Source organism: Microbispora sp. KK1-11, from assembly GCF_006874435.1.
GTDB classification, from domain to species: domain Bacteria; phylum Actinomycetota; class Actinomycetes; order Streptosporangiales; family Streptosporangiaceae; genus Microbispora; species Microbispora catharanthi.
In genome coordinates this window covers 463,021-481,558 of sequence record NZ_VIRJ01000001.1, presented here as the reverse complement: position 1 = coordinate 481,558, position 18,538 = coordinate 463,021, and the positions used below count along the sequence as shown (strand labels likewise).

The following is an 18,538-nucleotide window of genomic DNA, read 5'->3' as shown; positions in this document are numbered from 1 at the left end:
TCGGCTTTACGCTGTAGATTCCTAACGAGGTCGTCGCCCATGCGATTCCGGGGCATGGGCAGCCCGCTCAGGCCTTCGAGGAGACCCGGGCGCCCAGGTCCTGCCAGACCTTGTCGACCTGGGCGTCCAGGTCGTCCAGGGAACCCTCGTTGCGGATCACGATGTCGGCGATCCTCAGCCGGTCCTCGCGGGAGGCCTGGGCGGCGATCCGAGCGCGGGCGTCCGCCTCCGGCATGCCGCGAAACCGCAGCAGACGCTCCAGCCGCACCTCGTCCGGTGTGTCCACGACGATCACCACGTCGTACAGGGGGGCCAGGTTGTTCTCGGCCAGCAGCGGCACGTCGTAGACGACGACCGCGTCGTCCGGGGCCTCTCGCTGGAGCTGCTCGCTGCGCTCGCCCACCTTCGGATGGACGATCCCGTTGAGGACCTTCAGCTTCTCGGCGTCTGCGAAGACGATCGCGCCGAGCCGTTCCCGGTCGAGCGTGCCGTCGGGGCGGAGCACGTCCTCGCCGAACGCCTCGACGATCTCCGCGAGCCCGGGGGTGCCGGGCTCCACGACCTCTCTGGCGATCTTGTCCGCGTCGACGACGACGGCGCCGCGCGCCGCGAGCCGGCGCGACACCTCGCTCTTGCCCGAACCTATGCCGCCCGTGAGCCCAACTTTCAGCACGTCCCGCAGCCTATCGGGCGGACTGGTGCAGGCGCTCCCGGCGCAGGTGGACCAGCGTCAGGTGGTCCTGCACCCGTTCCCGCTGGGTCTCCCGATAACCGAGGCGGCGGTAGAGCCGCAGGTTGCCCTCCGACAGGTGCCCTGTGAACAGGTCGAACACCGTCGCCTCGGGCACGGCCTCGTGGATCGCGGCCAGCAGCGCACTGCCGATCCCCTGCCCCTGCCGGTCGGGCGCGACCACGAGACGGCCCACCAGGCAGGTCGAACCGGACATCTGGCCCCGGACCGCGCCGACCAGCCGCCCGCCGTCCGTCGCCTTCAGCACGACCGCCATCTCGATCACCGTACGCATCTGGTCGAGCGACTCGACGAGCGGCGCGATGAACGGGTCCCCGTAGAGCTGTGCCTCGGTCACGTACGCGGCCCGCTGCAGGGTGAGGAGCTCCCCCGCGTCCGCGGGCACGGCTCTCGCGATCTCCACCACGGGGGCCACCCTATCGGCACCCTGCCTCCGCCGGGCACGGGCCGGTTCCCGGAGGTCACTCGCCGCGGCCGGCCACCGCGTACCGCAGGATCACGTTGTCCGAGCCGTCCACGCTTCGGGGGAAGGGTGTCCCCCCGGTCGCGAAGGACCGCGGAAAGGGGAAAGGCCCCGCCGGAGCGGGGCCTTTCGTGGTGCTGTGGAGGACTCGGCTCGACCTCCGGTCGGAGACCGGATGTCAGCTCTGGCCGCCCGCCAGCTTCTCGCGCAGGGCGGCGAGGGCCTCGTCGGAGGCGAGGGCGCCGCCGCCGCTGGACTGCGAGGTGGTCTCGCCGCTGTAGGACGACGGAGCGGCCTCGCTGGCCGCCGCCTCCTCCTGGCGGGCCTTCTCGATCTGCGAGCGGTGCGCCTCGAAGCGGGCCTGGGCCTCGGCGTACTGCCGCTCCCACTCCTCACGCTGCTTGTCGAAGCCCTCGAGCCACTCGCCGGTCTCGGCGTCGAAGCCCTCGGGGTAGATGTAGTTGCCCTGGTCGTCGTAGGTCGCCGCCATGCCGTACAGCGTGGGGTCGAACTCGACCTCGGCACCGACACCCTCGTTGGCCTGCTTGAGGGACAGCGAGATGCGGCGGCGGTCCAGGTCGATGTCGATGATCTTCACGAAGATCTCGTCGCCGACCTGCACGACCTGCTCCGGGATCTCCACGTGGCGCTCGGCCAGCTCGGAGATGTGGACCAGGCCCTCGATGCCCTCCTCGACCCGGACGAAGGCACCGAACGGCACCAGCTTGGTGACGCGGCCGGGCACGACCTGGCCGATCTGGTGGGTCCGGGCGAACTGCTGCCACGGGTCCTCCTGCGTCGCCTTGAGCGACAGCGAGACCCGCTCGCGCTCCATGTCGACGTCGAGAACCTCGACCGTGACCTCCTGGCCCACCTCGACGACCTCGGACGGGTGGTCGATGTGCTTCCAGGACAGCTCGGACACGTGCACCAGGCCGTCGACGCCGCCGAGGTCCACGAACGCACCGAAGTTGACGATCGAGGACACGACGCCCTTGCGGACCTGGCCCTTCTGGAGGGTGTTGAGGAACGTCTGGCGAACCTCGGACTGCGTCTGCTCCAGCCAGGCACGGCGGGACAGGACCACGTTGTTGCGGTTCTTGTCCAGCTCGATGATCTTGGCCTCGAGCTCGCGCCCGACGTACGGCTGCAGGTCGCGGACGCGGCGCATCTCCACCAGGGAGGCGGGGAGGAAGCCGCGCAGACCGATGTCGAGGATCAGGCCACCCTTGACGACCTCGATGACCGTGCCGGTGACGATGCCGTCCTCGTCCTTGATCTTCTCGATCGTGCCCCAGGCGCGCTCGTACTGGGCGCGCTTCTTGGACAGGATGAGACGGCCTTCCTTGTCCTCCTTCTGGAGAACCAGGGCCTCGACGTGCTCTCCGACCTCGACAACCTCGGCCGGGTCGACATCGTGCTTGATCGAGAGCTCGCGCGACGGGATAACGCCCTCGGTCTTGTAGCCAATGTCGAGCAAGACCTCGTCTCGATCGACCTTGACAACGGTGCCTTCAACGATGTCTCCGTCGTTGAAGTACTTGATGGTCTCGTCGATCGCGGCGAGGAAGGCCTCCTCGGAACCGATGTCGTTGACCGCTACCTGCGGGGTGCTCGAGGTGGCCTCAGTGCTGCTCGTCATGTGTGGAATTGCTCCGAACCGGACAGATGTCGTTGTGACAGAAGCGCGGCGGGCCGTTTTCGTTCACCGGATGTTCCTGGTAGCCACCAGATGACCGAGCGCGAGCCCGCTCCGTCCGTGACGCGCGCGAGCCCACAGCGCAGCGATCAGCATATGAGACGGAGCGAGCTGGGTCAATCCGAGGCAACCAGACGAACACCTAGTACGTGATCACCGACTTCGCCCGCGCCGGTGAGAGCGTTGCCCGGAGTTTACGCGGCACCGACACCCGGGCCGGATCCCCATCCGACGTATAACGCTCTCCTGGGTGTTTGTCGAGCCAGTCGAGCCAGTAGGTCGTGCACCAGCGCCGGCATTCGCCGTGTTTCCCGTTGGACTGGATCCTCGGGATCGCGTATCGCGGGAAACTTTTCGCGTAGGGCGAAACCGTGGGCTGCGCCCCGGCCAGGAAGACGGCGTCGAAGTGATAGCGGGTGCCGTCCCACGTGCCGTCGTGCGCCCTGCTCAGCTTCCTCGGCCGCGACCCGTACGGCAGCGCGAAGGTCGTCGAGGCCGGCGCGCCGATCTTCTTCAGCAGCCGCTCCTGCCGGACGATCTGCTCGCCGACCCGCTTGTTGGAGAGCCGGCGGAGATCGGGATGGGAGTAGGTGTGGTTGGCCACCTCGAAGCCGTGGTCGACCAGCCACTTCACCGCCTGTTTCTGCCTCTCCCGGTCACGCAGGCCGAAGGGGTCGCGGTTGACCCAGAAGGTGGCGGTCGGCCGGAAGTTCGGATACTTCGCCGCGACCTCGTAGATGATGCCGACGGCCGTGTCGTTCCTCGGCATGCCGTGCTGGTCCATCGCGAAGTGGCTGGGGTGGCCGTCGTCGAAGGTCAGGACGACCGGATGGGTCCCGGCCGGGATGTCGATCTTCCTGGCGACCAGTTCGGCCGCGGTGATCGGCACGTAGCCGTCCTTGGCCAGGCGCTCCAGTTCCTTGCGCAGCTGGGCGGGGGTCCGGTCGATGGACGCCAGCCGCTTGGGCAGGATGCGGTGGTACATGATCACGGGCACCAGGCCGGCCTCGTTCGCCTTGACCTTCCTGGCCGATTCGGCGGTCGCCTTCTGCGGGGCCGCGCTGGGCTTGGGCGACGGCGACCGCGGCTGCGCCCGCACCTGTGACCGTTCCTCGCCGGTGGAGCGGGGCAGCAGCACGAGCGCGACAAGACCGATCACGACAACGACGACATTGGCGATTGCAGTCATTCGGGCAAGGTTGCGCACAGTTATTTGACCTTACTGCCCGACGTGTCCGTATTCGCATGTGTTGCAATTTTCCTGTGGACTGGAGCCTGCGTGCCTGCGGACGGCACGGGCACGTGACGTACGCCCCGGACGAGGAGGCGCTGCGGGGCCGCCTGCGCGCCGAGACCGCGCTGGGCGAGGCGTGGCGCTGCCTGCGCTGCGGCGACTTCACCCTGGGCCCTCCGCACGGGGCCGGACCGGCCGGCGACGCGCCCGTCGTGCTGCGGGGCCGGGCGCTGCGGGACGCCGCCGTGCTACGGCTGATCGCCGTCTTCCGCTGGGCCAAGGCCGTGCTCGTGATCGTGGGAGCGTACGGCGTGTGGCGGTTCCGGGCCCACCACGACGCCGTACGGCGGGCGTTCGACCAGGACCTCCCGCTGGTCAGGCCGCTGGCCCACAAGCTCGGGTGGAACCTCGACCAGTCCGGGGTGGTGCACACGCTGCGGACCGCGCTGGGCGCGCGGACGACGACCCTCACCTGGATCTTCCTCGCCCTGCTCGCCCTCGCGGCCCTGCTGCTGACCGAGGGGATCGGCCTGTGGCTGCTGAGGCGATGGGGCGAGTACTTCTCGGTGATCGTCACCTCGGCGTTCATCCCGGTGGAGATCTACGAGATCGTTGAGAAGGTGAGCCCGTTCCGGATCGTGATCCTCCTGATCAACATCGCGGCCGTGCTCTACATCGCACTCAGCAAGCGCCTGTTCGGGCTGCGCGGCGGGCGGGCGGCGTACGAGTCGGAGCGGCAGGAGGCGAGCCTGCTGGAGGTCGAGCAGGCGGGCCTGACCCTGGCCGAGCGGGACCACAGGCCCACCCGCCCGACCACCCGCCCGACCACCCGCCCGACCGGCCGCCCCTGACCCGCCGCGCGGCGAACCAGCCCGGTGCGATGAGGCCAGTGCGATGAGGCCGGTGCGACGACCCGGAACGGGCCGTGCTCAGTGGCCGGCGTCCTCCCAGGTGGTCCCGACGCCCACGCTGACCTCCAGCGGCACGCTCAGGTCGTAGGCCCGGCACATCTGCGTGCGCACGACCTCGGTCAGCTCCTCCAGCTCGCCCGGCGCGACCTCGAACACCAGCTCGTCGTGGACCTGGAGCAGCATGCGGGAGCGCATGCCCTCGATCGCCTTCTGCACGTTCAGCATGGCGACCTTGATGATGTCGGCGGCCGAGCCCTGGATGGGCGCGTTGAGCGCCATCCGCTCGGCCATCTCCCGGCGCTGCCGGTTGTCGCTGGTCAGGTCGGGCAGGTAGCGGCGGCGGCCGAGGATGGTCTCGGTGTAGCCGTCCTTGCGGGCCTGGGCGACGATCGACTCCAAGTAGTCGCGGACGCCGCCGAACTCCTCGAAGTACTCCTCCTTGAGCGCCCTGGCCTCCGCGACGGGGATGTTGAGCTGCCCCGACAGGCCGAAGTCGGACAGGCCGTAGGCCAGACCGTAGTTCATGGCCTTGATCCGGGCGCGCAGGTCGGCGTCCACCTGCTCCGGGGGCAGGTCGAAGACCCGGGACGCGGTCGCCTGGTGGAAGTCGTGGCCCGACTCGAAGGCCGCGATCAGCGACTCGTCCCGGGACAGGTGCGCCATGATCCGCAGCTCGATCTGGCTGTAGTCGGCCGTCAGCAGCGTGTCGTAGCCCTCCCCCACCACGAAGCCCTTGCGGATGCGCCGGCCCTCGACGGTGCGGATCGGGATGTTCTGCAGGTTGGGCTTCTCGCTCGACAGGCGCCCGGTGGCCGCCACGATCTGGTTGAACGTGGTGTGGATCCGCCCGTCGTCGGCGATCTCCTTGATCAGGCCCTCGACCGTGGTGCGCAGCTTGGTCTGGTCACGGTGGCGCAGCAGGATCACCGGCAGCTCGTTGTCGGTCTGCTGGGCCAGCCAGGCGAGCGCGTCGGCGTCGGTCGTGTAGCCCGTCTTGATCTTCTTGGTCTTGGGCAGGCCGAGCTTGCCGAACAGGATCTCCTGCAACTGCTTGGGCGAGCCGAGGTTGAACTGCTCCCCCACCGCCTGGTGGGCGGCCTCGACCGCCTGCTTGACGGCCGCGCCGAACTCGGCCTCCAGCGCCGCGAAGTACTGCCGGTCGGCGGCGATGCCGGCCCGCTCCAGCTCGGCCAGCACCCGCACCAGCGGGAGCTCGACCTCGGTCACCAGCCGGGTGCCGCCGCGCTTGGACAGGTGGGCCTCCAGCGCGTCGGCCAGGTCGCGCACGGCCTGGGCCCGCAGCGCCAGATCCCGGGCCACGCCCTCGTCGGCGTCCTCGAACAGGGAGGTCTGCCCGCCGGGCGCGGACTCCGCCCTCAGCTCGCGGTGGAGGTAGCGCAGGACCAGGTCGTCGAGCGGGAACGACCGCTGCCCCGGCATCGCGAGATACGCGGCGAGCGCCGTGTCGCAGGTGAGGCCGCGCAGGTCGTGCCCGTGCGCCCACAGCGCGAGCAGCGGCCCCTTGGCGTCGTGCACGGCCTTCGGCCTGTCGTCGTCGGCCAGCCAGGCGTGCAGCGCCGCCTCGTCCTCCTGAGTGAGGCGCGTGGGGTCGAGGTAGGCGGCGCCGCCGGAAGAGGCGATCGCCAGGCCCTCGAAGCGCCCGGTGCCACTGCCGTACGCACCCTGGAAGGCCAGGCCGGCGCGGTCCTCGGGGAGGGCGGCCAGCCAGCCGGCCACCTGGCCCGGCTCGAGCACGGTCACCTCGAGCTCGAAGCCCTCGCCCACCTCCGGTTCCGTGGTGCCGAGGGTCTTGAACAGGCGCTCGCGCAGCTCGCCGCGGATCTGCAGCGCGTCGAGGAGCTTGTTGACCTCCTCGCGGTCCCACAGGCCCATCGTCAGCGCGGACACCTCGGCGTCGACCGGGGCGTCGCGCTTCAGCTCGGTCAGCATCCGGTTGTGGATCACCTGGCCGAGGTGCTCGCGGAGCTTGTCGCCGACCTTGCCCTTCACCTCGTCGGCCCGCCGGACCAGCTCGTCCAGCGAGCCGTACTCGGAGATCCACTTGGTGGCGGTCTTCTCCCCCACGCTCGGGATGCTCGGCAGGTTGTCACTGGGGTCGCCGCGCAGGGCCGCGAAGTCGGGGTACTGCGCCGGGGTGAGGCCGTACTTCTCCACCACGGCCTCGGGGGTGAAGCGGGTCATGTCGCTGATGCCCCGCCTGGTCATCAGCACCGTGACCTTGTCGTCCACGAGCTGGAGCGCGTCGCGGTCGCCGGTCACGATGAGCACGTTCATGCCTTCGCCGGAGGCCCGCGTCGCCAGCGTCGCGATCAGATCGTCCGCCTCGAAGCCGGCCACGGACATGCGGGGGATCCGCAGCGCGTCGAGCAGCTCGAAGATGAGCTGCACCTGGCCGCGGAAGTCCTCGGGGGTCTCCGCCCTGTTGGCCTTGTAGCCGTCGTACGCCTCGTGCCTGAAGGTCGGCTCGCTCCGGTCGAAGCACACCGCGACGTGACTCGGCTGCTCATCGCGCAGGATGTTGGCCAGCATCGAGGTGAAGCCGTACACCGCCTCGGTGTGCTGACCGTCGGTGGTCATGAGGTTCGCGTCCTTCAACGCGTAGAACGCGCGATAAGCAAGAGAATGCCCATCCAGCAGCAACAGACACGGACGGGTGGGGGTCGCTTCACTCTTCGGCACATCCGCAGCCTAGTCTCCCTGTACGACAGAAAACCCGTGCTCTTCCCACAGGAGGCGTCCCCTTGACCTTGACGAATCCCGAGGAGTTCGTGGCGTCGATGAACGCGCCCGGGGACCACCTGCACCAGCGGATGGGCCTCGAGATCCTGGAGGCCAGCGCCGAGCGGGTGGTCGGCCGGATGCCCGTCAAGGGCAACACGCAGCCGTACGGGCTTCTGCACGGCGGCGCGTCCTGCGTGCTGGCCGAGACCCTCGGCTCGACCGGCGCCGCCCTGCACGCCGGCGCGGGCAGGATCGCCGTCGGCATCGAGATCAACGCCACCCACCACCGCTCCGCCACCTCGGGACACGTCACCGCCGTCGCCACCCGCGTGCACGGCGGGCGCACGCTCGCGACGTACGCCATCGAGATCACCGACGACCAGGGCCGGGCGGTCTGCACGGCCCGTCTGACCTGCATGCTCAGGGACGCTCCCTGAGGCCGCCCGGCTCTCGGGGCGCGCTCGCCCGCGAGCCGGCCGGGCAACCACCACGAAAACCCCTTACGACGCATTGGGCCTGATAACGGAACGGCTTGCGACTCTCTTTGCACGGGAGTCGCTCCGGTCGCTACCGTTGTGGCTCCAGAGCCCGTGGGAAGACCGAGTAGACAACGTGCGGAGCCGGGGAAGCTGTGTACGGTCCCAAAGGTCCTCCCACGGGCTCATGCTCTTCCACAGCACCGACCCCGCGGTTGACTCCTTACATGCCCTGACCTGCGAACCCTTTCTCACGTCAGTGACACACCATGGTCACCAATTGGTGACGAACGACCCCGAAACGGGCGTCTCAGGCTTATGCTCCGGCCACAACATCGCAGCAACCTCGCCGATGTTGCGCGTCCGCAGTGGGGGGCACGACCCCGCCATGACCTGAAACAGAGGGAGCACCATTGCGCAGAGCCGTGATCGCGTTCACGGCCTTCCTGGGTGGACTCGTCTTTCTGCTCTCCTCCCCCGCCTGGGCGGACGGGGAGGCGTTGAAGGGCACACTCCAAAACCAAGGCCAGCCGGTGAACGGCGTGAAGATCAGCGTGGCGGGCGAAGACGGCAAACCCGTCGGCGACGCCACCACGGGTGCGGACGGCAAGTGGGAGGTGCCGGTCCCCAAGGCGGGCAGATACAAGGTCACGCTTGACCGGTCGACGCTCCCCAAGGATGTCGGGCTGAAGTTCCAGGACCGGGCCACCCTGGACGTGCAGGTCTACGAGGGCAGCGAACGCAACGTCCTGTTCGCCCTCGCGCCCGCCGGCAAGCAGGGCGGGGGCGCCGCGCAGGCCTCGTCGGACTCCTCTTCCTCCTTCTGGGACCGGGTCGCCCAGCTCACCTTCGAGGGCTTCAACCTCGGGCTCATCATCGCCCTCGCGGCCATGGGCCTGTCGCTGGTGTTCGGCACCACCGGGCTCACCAACTTCGCCCACGGCGAGTTGCTCACATTCGGCGCCATGAGCGCCTACTTCTTCAACGTGGTCGTGGGAATCCCGCTCATCTGGGCCGCGGTGATCGCGGTCGTGATCGGCGGGGTCTTCGGGTACACCCAGGACCGGTTCTTCTGGGGAGTGCTGCGCAAACGGGGCAGCAGCCTGGTCGCCATGATGATCATCTCGATCGGCCTGGCACTGTTCCTCCGCTACATCTTCCTGTTCTTCTTCGGCGGCGAGGGCGCTCCGTACGCGGACTACAACGCCCAGCCCGGCATCCAGGTGGGCCCGATCTCCGCCGCGCCGAAGAACTTCATCGCGATGGGCATCGAGCTCGCCGTGCTCGTGATCGTCGGGCTCGCGCTCCTCAAGACCCGCCTCGGCAAGGCCGCCAGGGCCGTCGCCGACAACCCCGCGCTTGCGGCCTCCTCCGGCATCAACGTCGACGGCGTCATCCGGATCATCTGGACCGTCGGCGGCGCCGTCGCGTCGCTCGCGGGCGTCATGCTCGGCCTGTCGCAGAACGTCAGCTACCAGATGGGCTTCCAGATCCTGCTGCTCGTCTTCGCGGGGGTCACCCTCGGCGGCCTCGGCACCGCCTTCGGCGCCCTCGTCGGCTCCATCGTCGTCGGCCTGTTCATCCAGCTGTCCACCGTCGTGGTGCCGACAGAGCTGAAGACCGTCGGCGCGCTGCTGGTGCTCATCCTCGTCATGCTCTTCCGGCCGCAGGGCATTCTCGGCCGGCGCGAGCGCATCGGCTGATCGGAGACCACACGTGGACTGGAACACCATTTTCGTCACCACGGTCAAGGCCTCGATCGGCCTGGAGACCGTCGTCTACGCGCTCGCCGCGATCGGCGTCAACATCCAGTTCGGCTACGCCGGGCTGCTCAACTTCGGCCAGGCGGCCTTCCTCGGCGTCGCCGCGTACGGCATGGCCGTCACCGTGGCCACCTTCCACCTGCCGTTCTGGCTCGGCATCCTGATCGGCCTGGCGGCCACCGTCGTCCTGGCCTTCCTGCTCGGCATCCCCACCCTGCGGCTGCGCGCCGACTACCTCGCCATCGTCACCATCGCGGCGGCCGAGATCGTCCGGCTCGTCTTCAGGTCGGTCAAGTTCAGCAGCGTCTTCGGCGGCTCTGACGGCCGGCAGAACTTCTCCGGCGACTTCTTCGCGATGAACCCCTACTCCCCCGGCACGTACGGCATCGGCCCGATCAGCTTCAACGAGCGGGTGACGTGGGTGCTGACCGTCGGCTGGGTGCTCATCGCGATCGCCTGCGGGCTGGTCTACCTCCTCATGAAGAGCCCCTGGGGCCGCGTGCTCAAGGCCATCCGCGAGGACGAGGACGCCGTGCGCAGCCTCGGCAAGAACGTCTTCTCCTACAAGATGCAGGCGCTCGTGCTCGGCGGCGTGGTCGGCTGCCTCGGCGGCTTCCTGTTCGCGCTCGGCCAGGCGTCGGTGCAGCCCGACCTGTTCAGCACGGAGTTCACCTTCTACGCCTACACGATCGTGATCCTCGGCGGCGCGGCCCGCGTCTTCAGCCCCGTCGTCGGCGCCGCTATCTTCTGGGTGCTGCTGGTCTTCGTCGGGAACACGCTCAGCGAGGCCGTGAGCGCCGGGCTGCTCCCCTCGTTGTTCACCGTGAACAACATCGGCGCGGTCCGCTTCATGCTGGTCGGCCTCGGCCTGATGCTCCTGCTCATCTTCCGGCCTCAGGGCATCTTCGGCGACAAGAGGGAGATCGCGCTCGATGCACGCTGACACCACCCCGACCAGGAAGGCGGCGGCGCTGGCCGCCTTCGCGGGCCTCGATCGCGAGCCCGGCGTGCCCAAGCCCGACCCCATCCTCGTCGTCGACAAGGTCGTGCGCCGGTTCGGCGGCCTCACCGCCGTCGACGTCGACCACGTGGAGGTCCAGCGCGGGTCGATCACCGCGCTCATCGGCCCGAACGGCGCCGGCAAGACCACGTTCTTCAACCAGCTCACCGGCTTCGACAGCGCCGACGAGGGGTCCTGGACGTTCAACGGCAAGCAGCTCAAGGGCGTGCCGGCCCACCGGGTGGCCCGGGCGGGCATGGTCCGCACGTTCCAGCTCACCAAGGCCCTGTCGAAGCTCACCGTGATGGAGAACATGCGGCTCGGCGCGCAGAACCAGCTCGGCGAGAACTTCTTCCGCGCGCTGATCCCGGGCAGCTGGCGCCGCCAGGAGGACGAGATCACCGAACGCGCCGAGGAGCTCCTCGAGCGCTTCAAGCTCGACGCCAAGCGCGACGACTTCGCCGGCTCGCTGTCCGGCGGCCAGCGCAAGCTGCTGGAGATGGCGCGAGCCCTGATGGTCGGGCCCGAGCTGGTCATGCTGGACGAGCCCATGGCGGGCGTGAACCCGGCCCTGACCCAGTCGCTCCTCGGTCACGTGAAGGACCTGCGCGAGGAGGGCATGACCGTGCTCTTCGTGGAGCACGACATGGACATGGTCCGCGACATCAGCGACTGGGTGATCGTGATGGCCCAGGGGGCCGTGATCGCGGAGGGGCCGCCGGACACCATCATGTCGGACCCGCGCGTGATCGACGCCTACCTGGGCGCCCACCACGACGCGCCGATGTCCGCCGAGGAGTTCGAGGAGCAGCTGCAGGAGGCCGAGGCCGAGCTGGAGTCCGAGATCGAGGAGAAGGCATGACCGCCCCCACGCCGGAAAACCACGCAGAGCCAGACCGCGCGCCCACGCCGGACGAGGCCGCCGAGCCGGACCGCACCGGTACGCCGGACGACGTCGCCGCGGCGGACGGCACCGGCGAGGCCGCGCCGGTCGCGGCGGCGGACGAGGACGGCGCCGAGTCCGTCTCGCGGGCGGCCGTCGTCGACCGTTCCGACCACGTCGCCGGAGCCGAGAACGCGCTGCTGCGGGCCGACGAGCTGTTCGCCGGCTACATCCCCGGCGTCAACATCCTCAACGGCGCCGACCTGTACGTGAAGAAGGGCGAGCTGATCGGCATCATCGGCCCGAACGGCGCCGGCAAGTCGACCCTGCTGAAGACCCTGTTCGGGCTCGTGCCGGTGCGCAGCGGCTCGGTCACCCTGAACGGCGAGGACATCACCAACCTCAAGGCCCACTCGCTGGTGGCCCGCGGGGTCGGCTACGTCCCGCAGACGAACAACGTCTTCCCCAGCCTCACCATCGAGGAGAACCTGGAGATGGGCGCCTTCCAGGTGCCCGGCAAGTTCAAGGAGCGGTTCGAGTTCGTCTGCGAGATCTTCCCCGCCCTCCGGGAGCGCCGCAAGCAGCGCGCCGGCTCGCTGTCCGGCGGTGAGCGGCAGATGGTCGCCATGGGCCGGGCGCTCATGACCGAGCCGTCGGTCCTGCTCCTGGACGAGCCGTCCGCGGGCCTGTCGCCCAAGCTGCAGGACCTGGTCTTCATCCAGGCCCAGCAGATCAACAAGGCCGGCGTGACCGTGATCATGGTGGAGCAGAACGCGCGCCGCTGCCTGCAGATCTGCCACCGGGGCTACGTGCTCGACCAGGGCCACAACGCCTACATGGCCAGCGGTCGCGACCTGATCAACGACCCGAAGGTCATCCAGCTCTACCTGGGCACCCTCGCCCGGGCCTGAGCCGCTCTTTCGAGGGCCCGGCGAATCCCGCCCGGGCGAGGCGCTCTTTCGAGGGCCCGGCGGATCCCGCCGGGCCCTCGTCGTATGTCTGTGACCGTATTTCCACGTGATCGGCAACCAGCGGGGTGACAATGGGCCGTATGACCCGAACCCCCCTCCGCATCGCACTGGCCGTCTCGGCGCTCGCGGTGGGCCTGTCCGCCTGCCAGTCGCCGTCCCCGGAGCCCGAAGCCTCGTCGGACGCCGTGTCGTCCACGGCGTCGTCCACGGCGTCGTCCACGGGAACCGCGTCCGGGAAGACCAGCGGCGCGGTCTACGTCACCGGTGCGAAGGCCGGAGACGACCCCTGCGCCCGCGTGGTGTCCGCCATCGGCTACCTGGGGCTGTCGCTGCTGCCCGCCGGGCAGGAGGAGGCCCAGCACTGGGACGGGGACGTACGCGGCCGTTTCGGCTATCTGCGCGGCACGCTGGCGATGTACGGCCCCCACCTGCCGGCCTCGGCCTCGTCCGCCGTCGCGACCGTCGACGGCCTCGCCGAGACCCTGTCCAGGGCCGACACCGCCGATTCCCGGCGTACAGACCTGCTGCGCCGGTATCGCAAGGCGTCCGCCGCGGTGCTCACCGCCTGCGGCCGTTCCTGACCCGCGCGGCGAGACGCCCGGGACGTCCCCCACGACGGCGGAGGGTCCCGGAACGCGGAAAGGGCCCGCCCCAGGGGAGCGGGCCCTTCGTGCGCGCGATCAGCCGGCGATCTTGCCGGTGTTGAAGGCGATGTTCTTGTTGGTGTTGTCGGCGCCGTACTGGTAGATGCCGATCGTCGCCTCGGCCGGGTCACCGGCCTCGTTGAACTCGATCGGGCCGGACGCGCCGTCGTAGTCGATGTCCTTGCCGGCCGACAGCAGGTCGTTGCAGGACTTGAAGTCCTTGCACTTCTCCCCGCCCGAGGAGACCTCGGCCAGGTGGGCCGCGATGTCCTTGGGCGCGTCGCTCTTGGCGGCGATCGCCGCGAGCGCCGTGAGGATGGTCGCGTCGTACGACTCGGGGCCGTAGTTGAAGTCCTTCAGGTTCGGGTCGACCGTCTTCAGCTTCGCCTTGAAGTCGTCGGAGACCTGGGCGCCCGGCTGGGTGCCCTTGGCGCCGTCGAGCGTGCCCTTGGGGAAGCCGTCCTTGCCCGTGCCGTAGTTGGACAGGTTGCCGTCGACGAAGTAGTACTTCACCTTCTTGGCGGTCAGGCCCTGCTTGACGAGCTCAGGAATGATCTTCTTGGTCTCGTCGAAGCCGATCAGCGCGACGGCCTTCGGGTTGGCTTCCTTGATCTTGGCGACGTCCGCCGAGTAGTCGGGCGCCTTCGGGTCGTAGATGACCTTCTCCACGACCTGGCCGCCGCCACCCTCGACCGCCTTCTGCACGTTGTCCGCAAGCCCGGTGCCGTACGCGTCCTGGAGGGCCAGGATGCCGACCGTGTCGTTGCCGTCGGCGAGGATGAGGTCGCCGAGGACACGGCCCTGCAGCACGTCCGGCGGAGCCGTACGGAAGTACAGGCCCTTGTCGTTGTAGGTGGTGAACTGGTCGGAGGTGTTCGCCGGCGAGATCTGGACAACACCGGCACCAGTGATCTTGTCGATGACCGACAGCGACACCGAGGACGAGGCGGCACCGATGACCACGTCGGCCTTCTGCTGCAGCAACTTGTCGACAGACTGGGACGCAATGTTGGTCGAGGTGTCACCCGAGTCCGTGTCGACCTCGGTCACCGGCTTGCCGAGGACACCACCGGCGTCGTTGATCTCCTTGATCGCCAGCCCGACACCCGCGAACTCCGGCGGGCCGAGGAAGGCGAGCGAACCGGTCTGCGGCAGCAGCGTGCCGACGGTGAGAACGCCATCGCCCTGAGCGGGGGCGGCAGCGGGCGCGGAGGACTGGGCCGCCGGCGCCGAGGAGGCCGGCGCGGCGCTGTCCTCACCACCACCACAGGCCGTCAGCGCGAGGCTGGCGGCCGCGGCGACGGCCAGCGCCCGCCCAAGGGGGGCAATGCGGATCATGAAGCATCTCCTTCATCCAGGCCCGGGAATCGTCAGCGCTGCCGACTGGTCCCGATCGACTGGCTGAAAGGTACATAGGCAAGGCACGGCCCGACCAGGGATGCATCAGAACTGTCCGCACTTGGATGCGGAGTCGTAATAACTCCTCAACTTAGCGGGACGGCCCCTGACCAGGAGTCTTCTCCCCAGCGATCAGCAGGGCGGCGTTCAGGCGGGCGGCTGGGTCTCGCCGCCGTTCTCGTTCACCACGATCTGGGCCACCTGGCGCATGCTCAGGCGCCGGTCCATGGACGCCTTCTGGATCCACCGGAAGGCCTGTGGCTCCGTCCACCCGTGCTGGGCCATGAGCAGGCCCTTCGCGCGCTCCACGAGCTTCCTGGTCTCCAGCCGCTCCGACAGCGTGGAGACCTCCTTCTCCAGCGCGGCGATCTCCTCGTGCCGGCTCACCGCCATCTCGATGGCCGGAACCAGGTCGCCCTTGGTGAACGGCTTGACCAGGTAGGCCATCGCGCCCGCGTCCCTGGCCCGCTCGACCAGGTCGCGCTGCGAGAACGCGGTGAGGATGAGGCACGGCGCGATACGTTCGGAGACGATGCGCTCGGCCGCGGAGATCCCGTCGAGCACGGGCATCTTGACATCCAGGATCACCAGATCAGGCCGGAGCTCCATGGCGAGCTTGACCGCCGTCTCGCCATCGCCGGCCTCGCCGACCACGGCGTAACCGTCCTCTTCGAGCATCTCCTTCAGGTCGAGGCGAATCAGCGCCTCGTCTTCCGCGATCACCACTCGCCGCTGCGTACTCACGCACAAGAGGTTACCGACGTCCGCTACATTAGGACCACGGCAGGGGATGTCCCAAGCGATCTCCAAGCAAGATCGACTGCTGGGTGGCACCCATTGCCAAAACCGGACAAATCCGGAAATAGCCCCGATAGACCAATCGGCAGAGTCGATGGCCTCAAAATCCATTCAGTGTGGGTTCGAATCCCACTCGGGGCACTTGCACGAATAGCGACCCCTAACAAGCCGTCAGAGCGACGACGGGACCATGGTTGCGCTCCAGCGGCCAGCGGTGACATGCTGTGACCACCGGGCCCCGCTGGGGTCTCGCGGAAGTGAGGCCGGGACCTCCCGATGGAATCGGACGCCCGGCCTTAGCGGTTTCAGAGCCGGACGCTGCGTCGTCCACCGATCTCCTCCACTCCGCTCGCAGGCCGCGCTCGACTCGACCGGCCCCTCGAAGCGCGTCCACCAATGCGCGGTCTCGTCTGTCGTGCCACTGGTCCCGCGCCTCGATACAGACCGTCTCCACCTTCTGCTGAGACAACTCGCACAGGAGCCGGTCAGCGCTGTAACCGGGAAGTCACCCTGGATGCGAGGAATCAGGTGCCGGGGAGGAGGCGGACGGCGTCGAGGGCGAGGGAGAGTTCGACGACGTCGAGGGGGCGGGCCAGCGACCGGCCGGTGAGCTGCTCGATGCGGCGCACCCGGTTGAAGACGGTGTTGCGGTGACAGTAGAGCTCTGCGGCCGCCCGGGCCGCGGACCCCTCGCAGCGCAGCCACGCCTCCAGCGTCGCGAGCAGCACGCCGCCGTCGGGTGAGGAGGTGATCGGCCCGAGAACGCCGCCCGCGAGGTGCCCGGCCAGCTCCGGCTGGCAGACCACCAGGGCCGCGGGCAGCCGCCGGTCGAGCCGCGCGATCTCCGGCGCGGTCCCCGAACACGTGCGCATGGCCACCTCCGCCAGGCGGCGGGCCGTGCCGAGGTCCGCGAGGCTCTCCACCACCGGGCTGACGCCGGCGCTCGCGCAGACGACCGGGGTGATCGCGGCCACCAGGTCGTCCAGCTCCCGGTCGCCGAGGTACACCACCGCCATCTCCAGGTCGGGGCGCATGCGCCACAGGAAGCGCAGCCCGCCGATCTCGTCGGGGCGGTGCACGCGGTCGGGCTGCGCGGGCAGCCGCGTTGTGACGACCGCATAGCGACCGTGCTCGGGCAGGCCGAGGGCGTCGGCGGCCACTCCGGCCACGGCGGAGTCGGCCCGGCCCTCCAGGAGGGCGTCGAGCATGGCGTTGACCCGCTGGTTGGTCCGGCCGAGCAGCTCGTTCTCCCGGCGGCGGTAGGCGTCGGCCGCCGCCACGGCCTGGCGGTCGATGGCGTGCCACACGTGGGTGGCGCTGCGCAGCAGGGCGGGCAGCCGCTCCTGGCCCTGGTCGCCGATGATGTCGATGACGCCGTTCCAGGTGACCTGTGCGGCCAGGCGGTAGCTGCGCATGAGCGAGTCCAGCGGGAGCCCGAACTCGGCCCGCCTGCGCCCGACCGTCTGGGCGTACGCCACGTCGCGCCGCTCGTGCCGGGGCTGCAGGATCGCGGTGATGCCGACGCGCAGCCCCTCGTGGGTGCTCTTCCAGTGGTCCTCGTAGGGGACCGTCATGCGGTAGGCCTCGTCGCTTTCCCTGCCGCGCCTCACCAGCTCGTCGGCGAGCTCGGGGAGCCGTTCCAGCAGGCCTGCGGCGGAGGTCCGCAGCAGTTCCCGGACCTCGGCGTCCGTCCTGGACCTCATGCCCCGAATGTGCCAGCCGGCGGCGTCCGGAACAAGGTTCGGTTTTCGTTTCGTGATGCGGGATTGTGCTGAAGCACAGGGCACGGCCGGCGGGCATGGGCTGGGGTCCCGACTTGACTCCCGGCGCTGGACGGCCCTCGACCACGGTGGGTTGGGTGTGCCTTCATCGGAGTCACAGGAGGCGCGGATGTCTGGTGAGGCGGGCCCGGGGATCGGCGGCCGGGAGTTCGACGGCCCGGAGACTGCTGACCCGGACAGTGGGGGTCTCGAGATCAGGGGCCTGGAGGTGCGGTACGGACCCGTGCGCGCCCTGCGGGGCGTCCACCTGGCCGTGCCCCGGGGCGCGGTGGCCGCGGTGCTCGGCGCGAACGGCGCGGGCAAGACGACGCTGCTGCGCGCGGTGTCGGGGACGCTGCGGTTCCACCGGGGCGCGATCACGTCGGGGACGGTCGCCTTCGGCGGATCCCGCCTCGACGGAGTGCCGGCCGCGGCCGTCGTACGGCGCGGCGTGGTCCAGGTGCCGGAGGGACGGCGGGTGTTCGCCCGGATGACGGTGGCGGAGAACCTCCGCGCCGGAGCGCTGGGCGTGCCGGGCAGGCGCGTCCCGGCGGCCCGCGAGCGGGTGCTCGAGCTCTTCCCCGTGCTGGCCGAGCGGGCCCACCAGCGGGCCGGTCTGCTGTCGGGCGGCGAGCAGCAGATGCTGGCGATCGGCCGGGCGCTCATGGCCGGGCCCTCGCTGCTGTTGCTGGACGAGCCCACGCTCGGACTCGCGCCGCTGATGGCGGCCCGGATCGCCGACACCGTGCGGCAGATCAACGCCCAGGGGACGTCGGTGCTGCTGGTGGAGCAGAACGCGGCCATGGCGCTCGCGCTGGCCGAGCGGGCGTACGTGCTGGAGGTGGGCGAGGTGGCGCTGTCGGGACCGGCGGCGGACCTCGCGGCCAGCGACGAGGTGCGCCGCCGCTACCTCGGTGTCGGCGCGCCCGCGACAGACCGACCGGTCGGTACCGACCCCGGTCGGAAGACGCACGAGAGGACCAGGCTGGCGAGATGGACGGCATGACCCACCGCCGCGGCGAACCGCGCACACAGCCGACGAGGC

15 protein-coding genes, 1 tRNA gene and 1 pseudogene are annotated in these 18,538 nt (G+C 69.5%); 9 read left to right on the top strand and 8 right to left on the bottom strand.

Annotated elements, in window-relative coordinates; genetic code table 11:
• Nucleotides 1-67: 67 nt before the first annotated feature.
• The 4 genes and pseudogenes from coaE to FLW16_RS02170 all read right to left on the bottom strand — a co-directional run bounded on the left by coaE (nucleotide 68) and on the right by FLW16_RS02170 (nucleotide 4,102).
• The gene (gene coaE / locus FLW16_RS02185) at nucleotides 68-673 is read right to left on the bottom strand and encodes a dephospho-CoA kinase (protein ID WP_142557000.1); all 606 of its coding nucleotides are present in this window, start codon (nucleotides 671-673) and stop codon (nucleotides 68-70) included.
• A 10-nt stretch (nucleotides 674-683) separates the two neighbouring features.
• Nucleotides 684-1,199 (bottom strand): annotated as a pseudogene (locus tag FLW16_RS02180) (GNAT family N-acetyltransferase); the annotation flags it as partial.
• Between the two features lie 193 nt (nucleotides 1,200-1,392).
• Nucleotides 1,393-2,856, bottom strand: a complete 1,464-nt coding sequence (gene rpsA, locus FLW16_RS02175; protein WP_142556996.1) for a 30S ribosomal protein S1 — start codon at nucleotides 2,854-2,856, stop codon at nucleotides 1,393-1,395.
• Nucleotides 2,857-3,055: 199 nt separating this feature from the next.
• A complete protein-coding gene (locus tag FLW16_RS02170; protein WP_142556994.1) occupies nucleotides 3,056-4,102 on the bottom strand; it encodes a polysaccharide deacetylase family protein in 1,047 nt (348 codons plus the stop codon).
• A gap of 74 nt (nucleotides 4,103-4,176) precedes the next feature.
• Here FLW16_RS02170 and FLW16_RS02165 point away from each other — a divergent pair, with 74 nt between their 5' ends.
• Nucleotides 4,177-4,998, top strand: coding sequence for a DUF2127 domain-containing protein (locus FLW16_RS02165; protein ID WP_221890842.1), 822 nt, complete (start codon nucleotides 4,177-4,179; stop codon nucleotides 4,996-4,998).
• Nucleotides 4,999-5,076: 78 nt separating this feature from the next.
• Here the strand turns inward: FLW16_RS02165 and polA are convergent, their stop codons facing one another.
• Complete coding sequence (gene polA, locus FLW16_RS02160) at nucleotides 5,077-7,758, bottom strand: DNA polymerase I (RefSeq protein WP_142556990.1); 2,682 nt, start codon at nucleotides 7,756-7,758, stop codon at nucleotides 5,077-5,079.
• 98 nt (nucleotides 7,759-7,856) lie between these two features.
• On the opposite strand from polA, the gene FLW16_RS02155 reads away from it, so the two are divergent.
• From FLW16_RS02155 to FLW16_RS02130, 6 genes are all read left to right on the top strand, one after another.
• Nucleotides 7,857-8,237 (top strand): PaaI family thioesterase, encoded by a 381-nt coding sequence (locus FLW16_RS02155; RefSeq protein WP_142557333.1) that lies wholly within the window; start codon nucleotides 7,857-7,859, stop codon nucleotides 8,235-8,237.
• 452 nt (nucleotides 8,238-8,689) lie between these two features.
• Nucleotides 8,690-9,979, top strand: a complete 1,290-nt coding sequence (locus FLW16_RS02150; protein ID WP_260614776.1) for a branched-chain amino acid ABC transporter permease — start codon at nucleotides 8,690-8,692, stop codon at nucleotides 9,977-9,979.
• A gap of 13 nt (nucleotides 9,980-9,992) precedes the next feature.
• Nucleotides 9,993-10,982 (top strand): branched-chain amino acid ABC transporter permease, encoded by a 990-nt coding sequence (locus tag FLW16_RS02145; RefSeq protein WP_142556988.1) that lies wholly within the window; start codon nucleotides 9,993-9,995, stop codon nucleotides 10,980-10,982.
• Nucleotides 10,972-11,901 (top strand): ABC transporter ATP-binding protein, encoded by a 930-nt coding sequence (locus FLW16_RS02140; RefSeq protein WP_142556986.1) that lies wholly within the window; start codon nucleotides 10,972-10,974, stop codon nucleotides 11,899-11,901. The genes FLW16_RS02145 and FLW16_RS02140 overlap by 11 nt, the downstream gene beginning before the upstream one ends.
• Nucleotides 11,898-12,833 carry an ABC transporter ATP-binding protein gene (locus FLW16_RS02135; RefSeq protein WP_260614775.1) on the top strand — a complete coding sequence of 312 codons (936 nt, stop codon included), beginning with the start codon at nucleotides 11,898-11,900 and terminating at the stop codon, nucleotides 12,831-12,833. The genes FLW16_RS02140 and FLW16_RS02135 overlap by 4 nt, the downstream gene beginning before the upstream one ends.
• A 140-nt stretch (nucleotides 12,834-12,973) precedes the next feature.
• Complete coding sequence (locus FLW16_RS02130) at nucleotides 12,974-13,474, top strand: hypothetical protein (RefSeq protein ID WP_142556984.1); 501 nt, start codon at nucleotides 12,974-12,976, stop codon at nucleotides 13,472-13,474.
• Between the two features lie 99 nt (nucleotides 13,475-13,573).
• Here the strand turns inward: FLW16_RS02130 and FLW16_RS02125 are convergent, their stop codons facing one another.
• Complete coding sequence (locus FLW16_RS02125) at nucleotides 13,574-14,875, bottom strand: ABC transporter substrate-binding protein (protein ID WP_142556982.1); 1,302 nt, start codon at nucleotides 14,873-14,875, stop codon at nucleotides 13,574-13,576.
• A 207-nt stretch (nucleotides 14,876-15,082) separates the two neighbouring features.
• Nucleotides 15,083-15,661: an ANTAR domain-containing response regulator gene (locus FLW16_RS02120; RefSeq protein WP_142557327.1), complete on the bottom strand. Its 579-nt coding sequence runs from the start codon at nucleotides 15,659-15,661 to the stop codon at nucleotides 15,083-15,085.
• Between the two features lie 139 nt (nucleotides 15,662-15,800).
• On the opposite strand from FLW16_RS02120, the gene FLW16_RS02115 reads away from it, so the two are divergent.
• A tRNA-Leu gene (locus FLW16_RS02115) sits at nucleotides 15,801-15,874 on the top strand.
• 383 nt (nucleotides 15,875-16,257) lie between these two features.
• On the opposite strand, the gene FLW16_RS02110 is transcribed toward FLW16_RS02115, so the two are convergent.
• Entirely contained in the window at nucleotides 16,258-17,436 is a 1,179-nt protein-coding gene (locus FLW16_RS02110) for a CdaR family transcriptional regulator (protein WP_142556979.1), read from the bottom strand.
• 187 nt (nucleotides 17,437-17,623) lie between these two features.
• On the opposite strand from FLW16_RS02110, the gene FLW16_RS02105 reads away from it, so the two are divergent.
• Nucleotides 17,624-18,499 carry an ABC transporter ATP-binding protein gene (locus FLW16_RS02105; RefSeq protein ID WP_142556977.1) on the top strand — a complete coding sequence of 292 codons (876 nt, stop codon included), beginning with the start codon at nucleotides 17,624-17,626 and terminating at the stop codon, nucleotides 18,497-18,499.
• Nucleotides 18,500-18,538 lie beyond the last annotated feature (39 nt).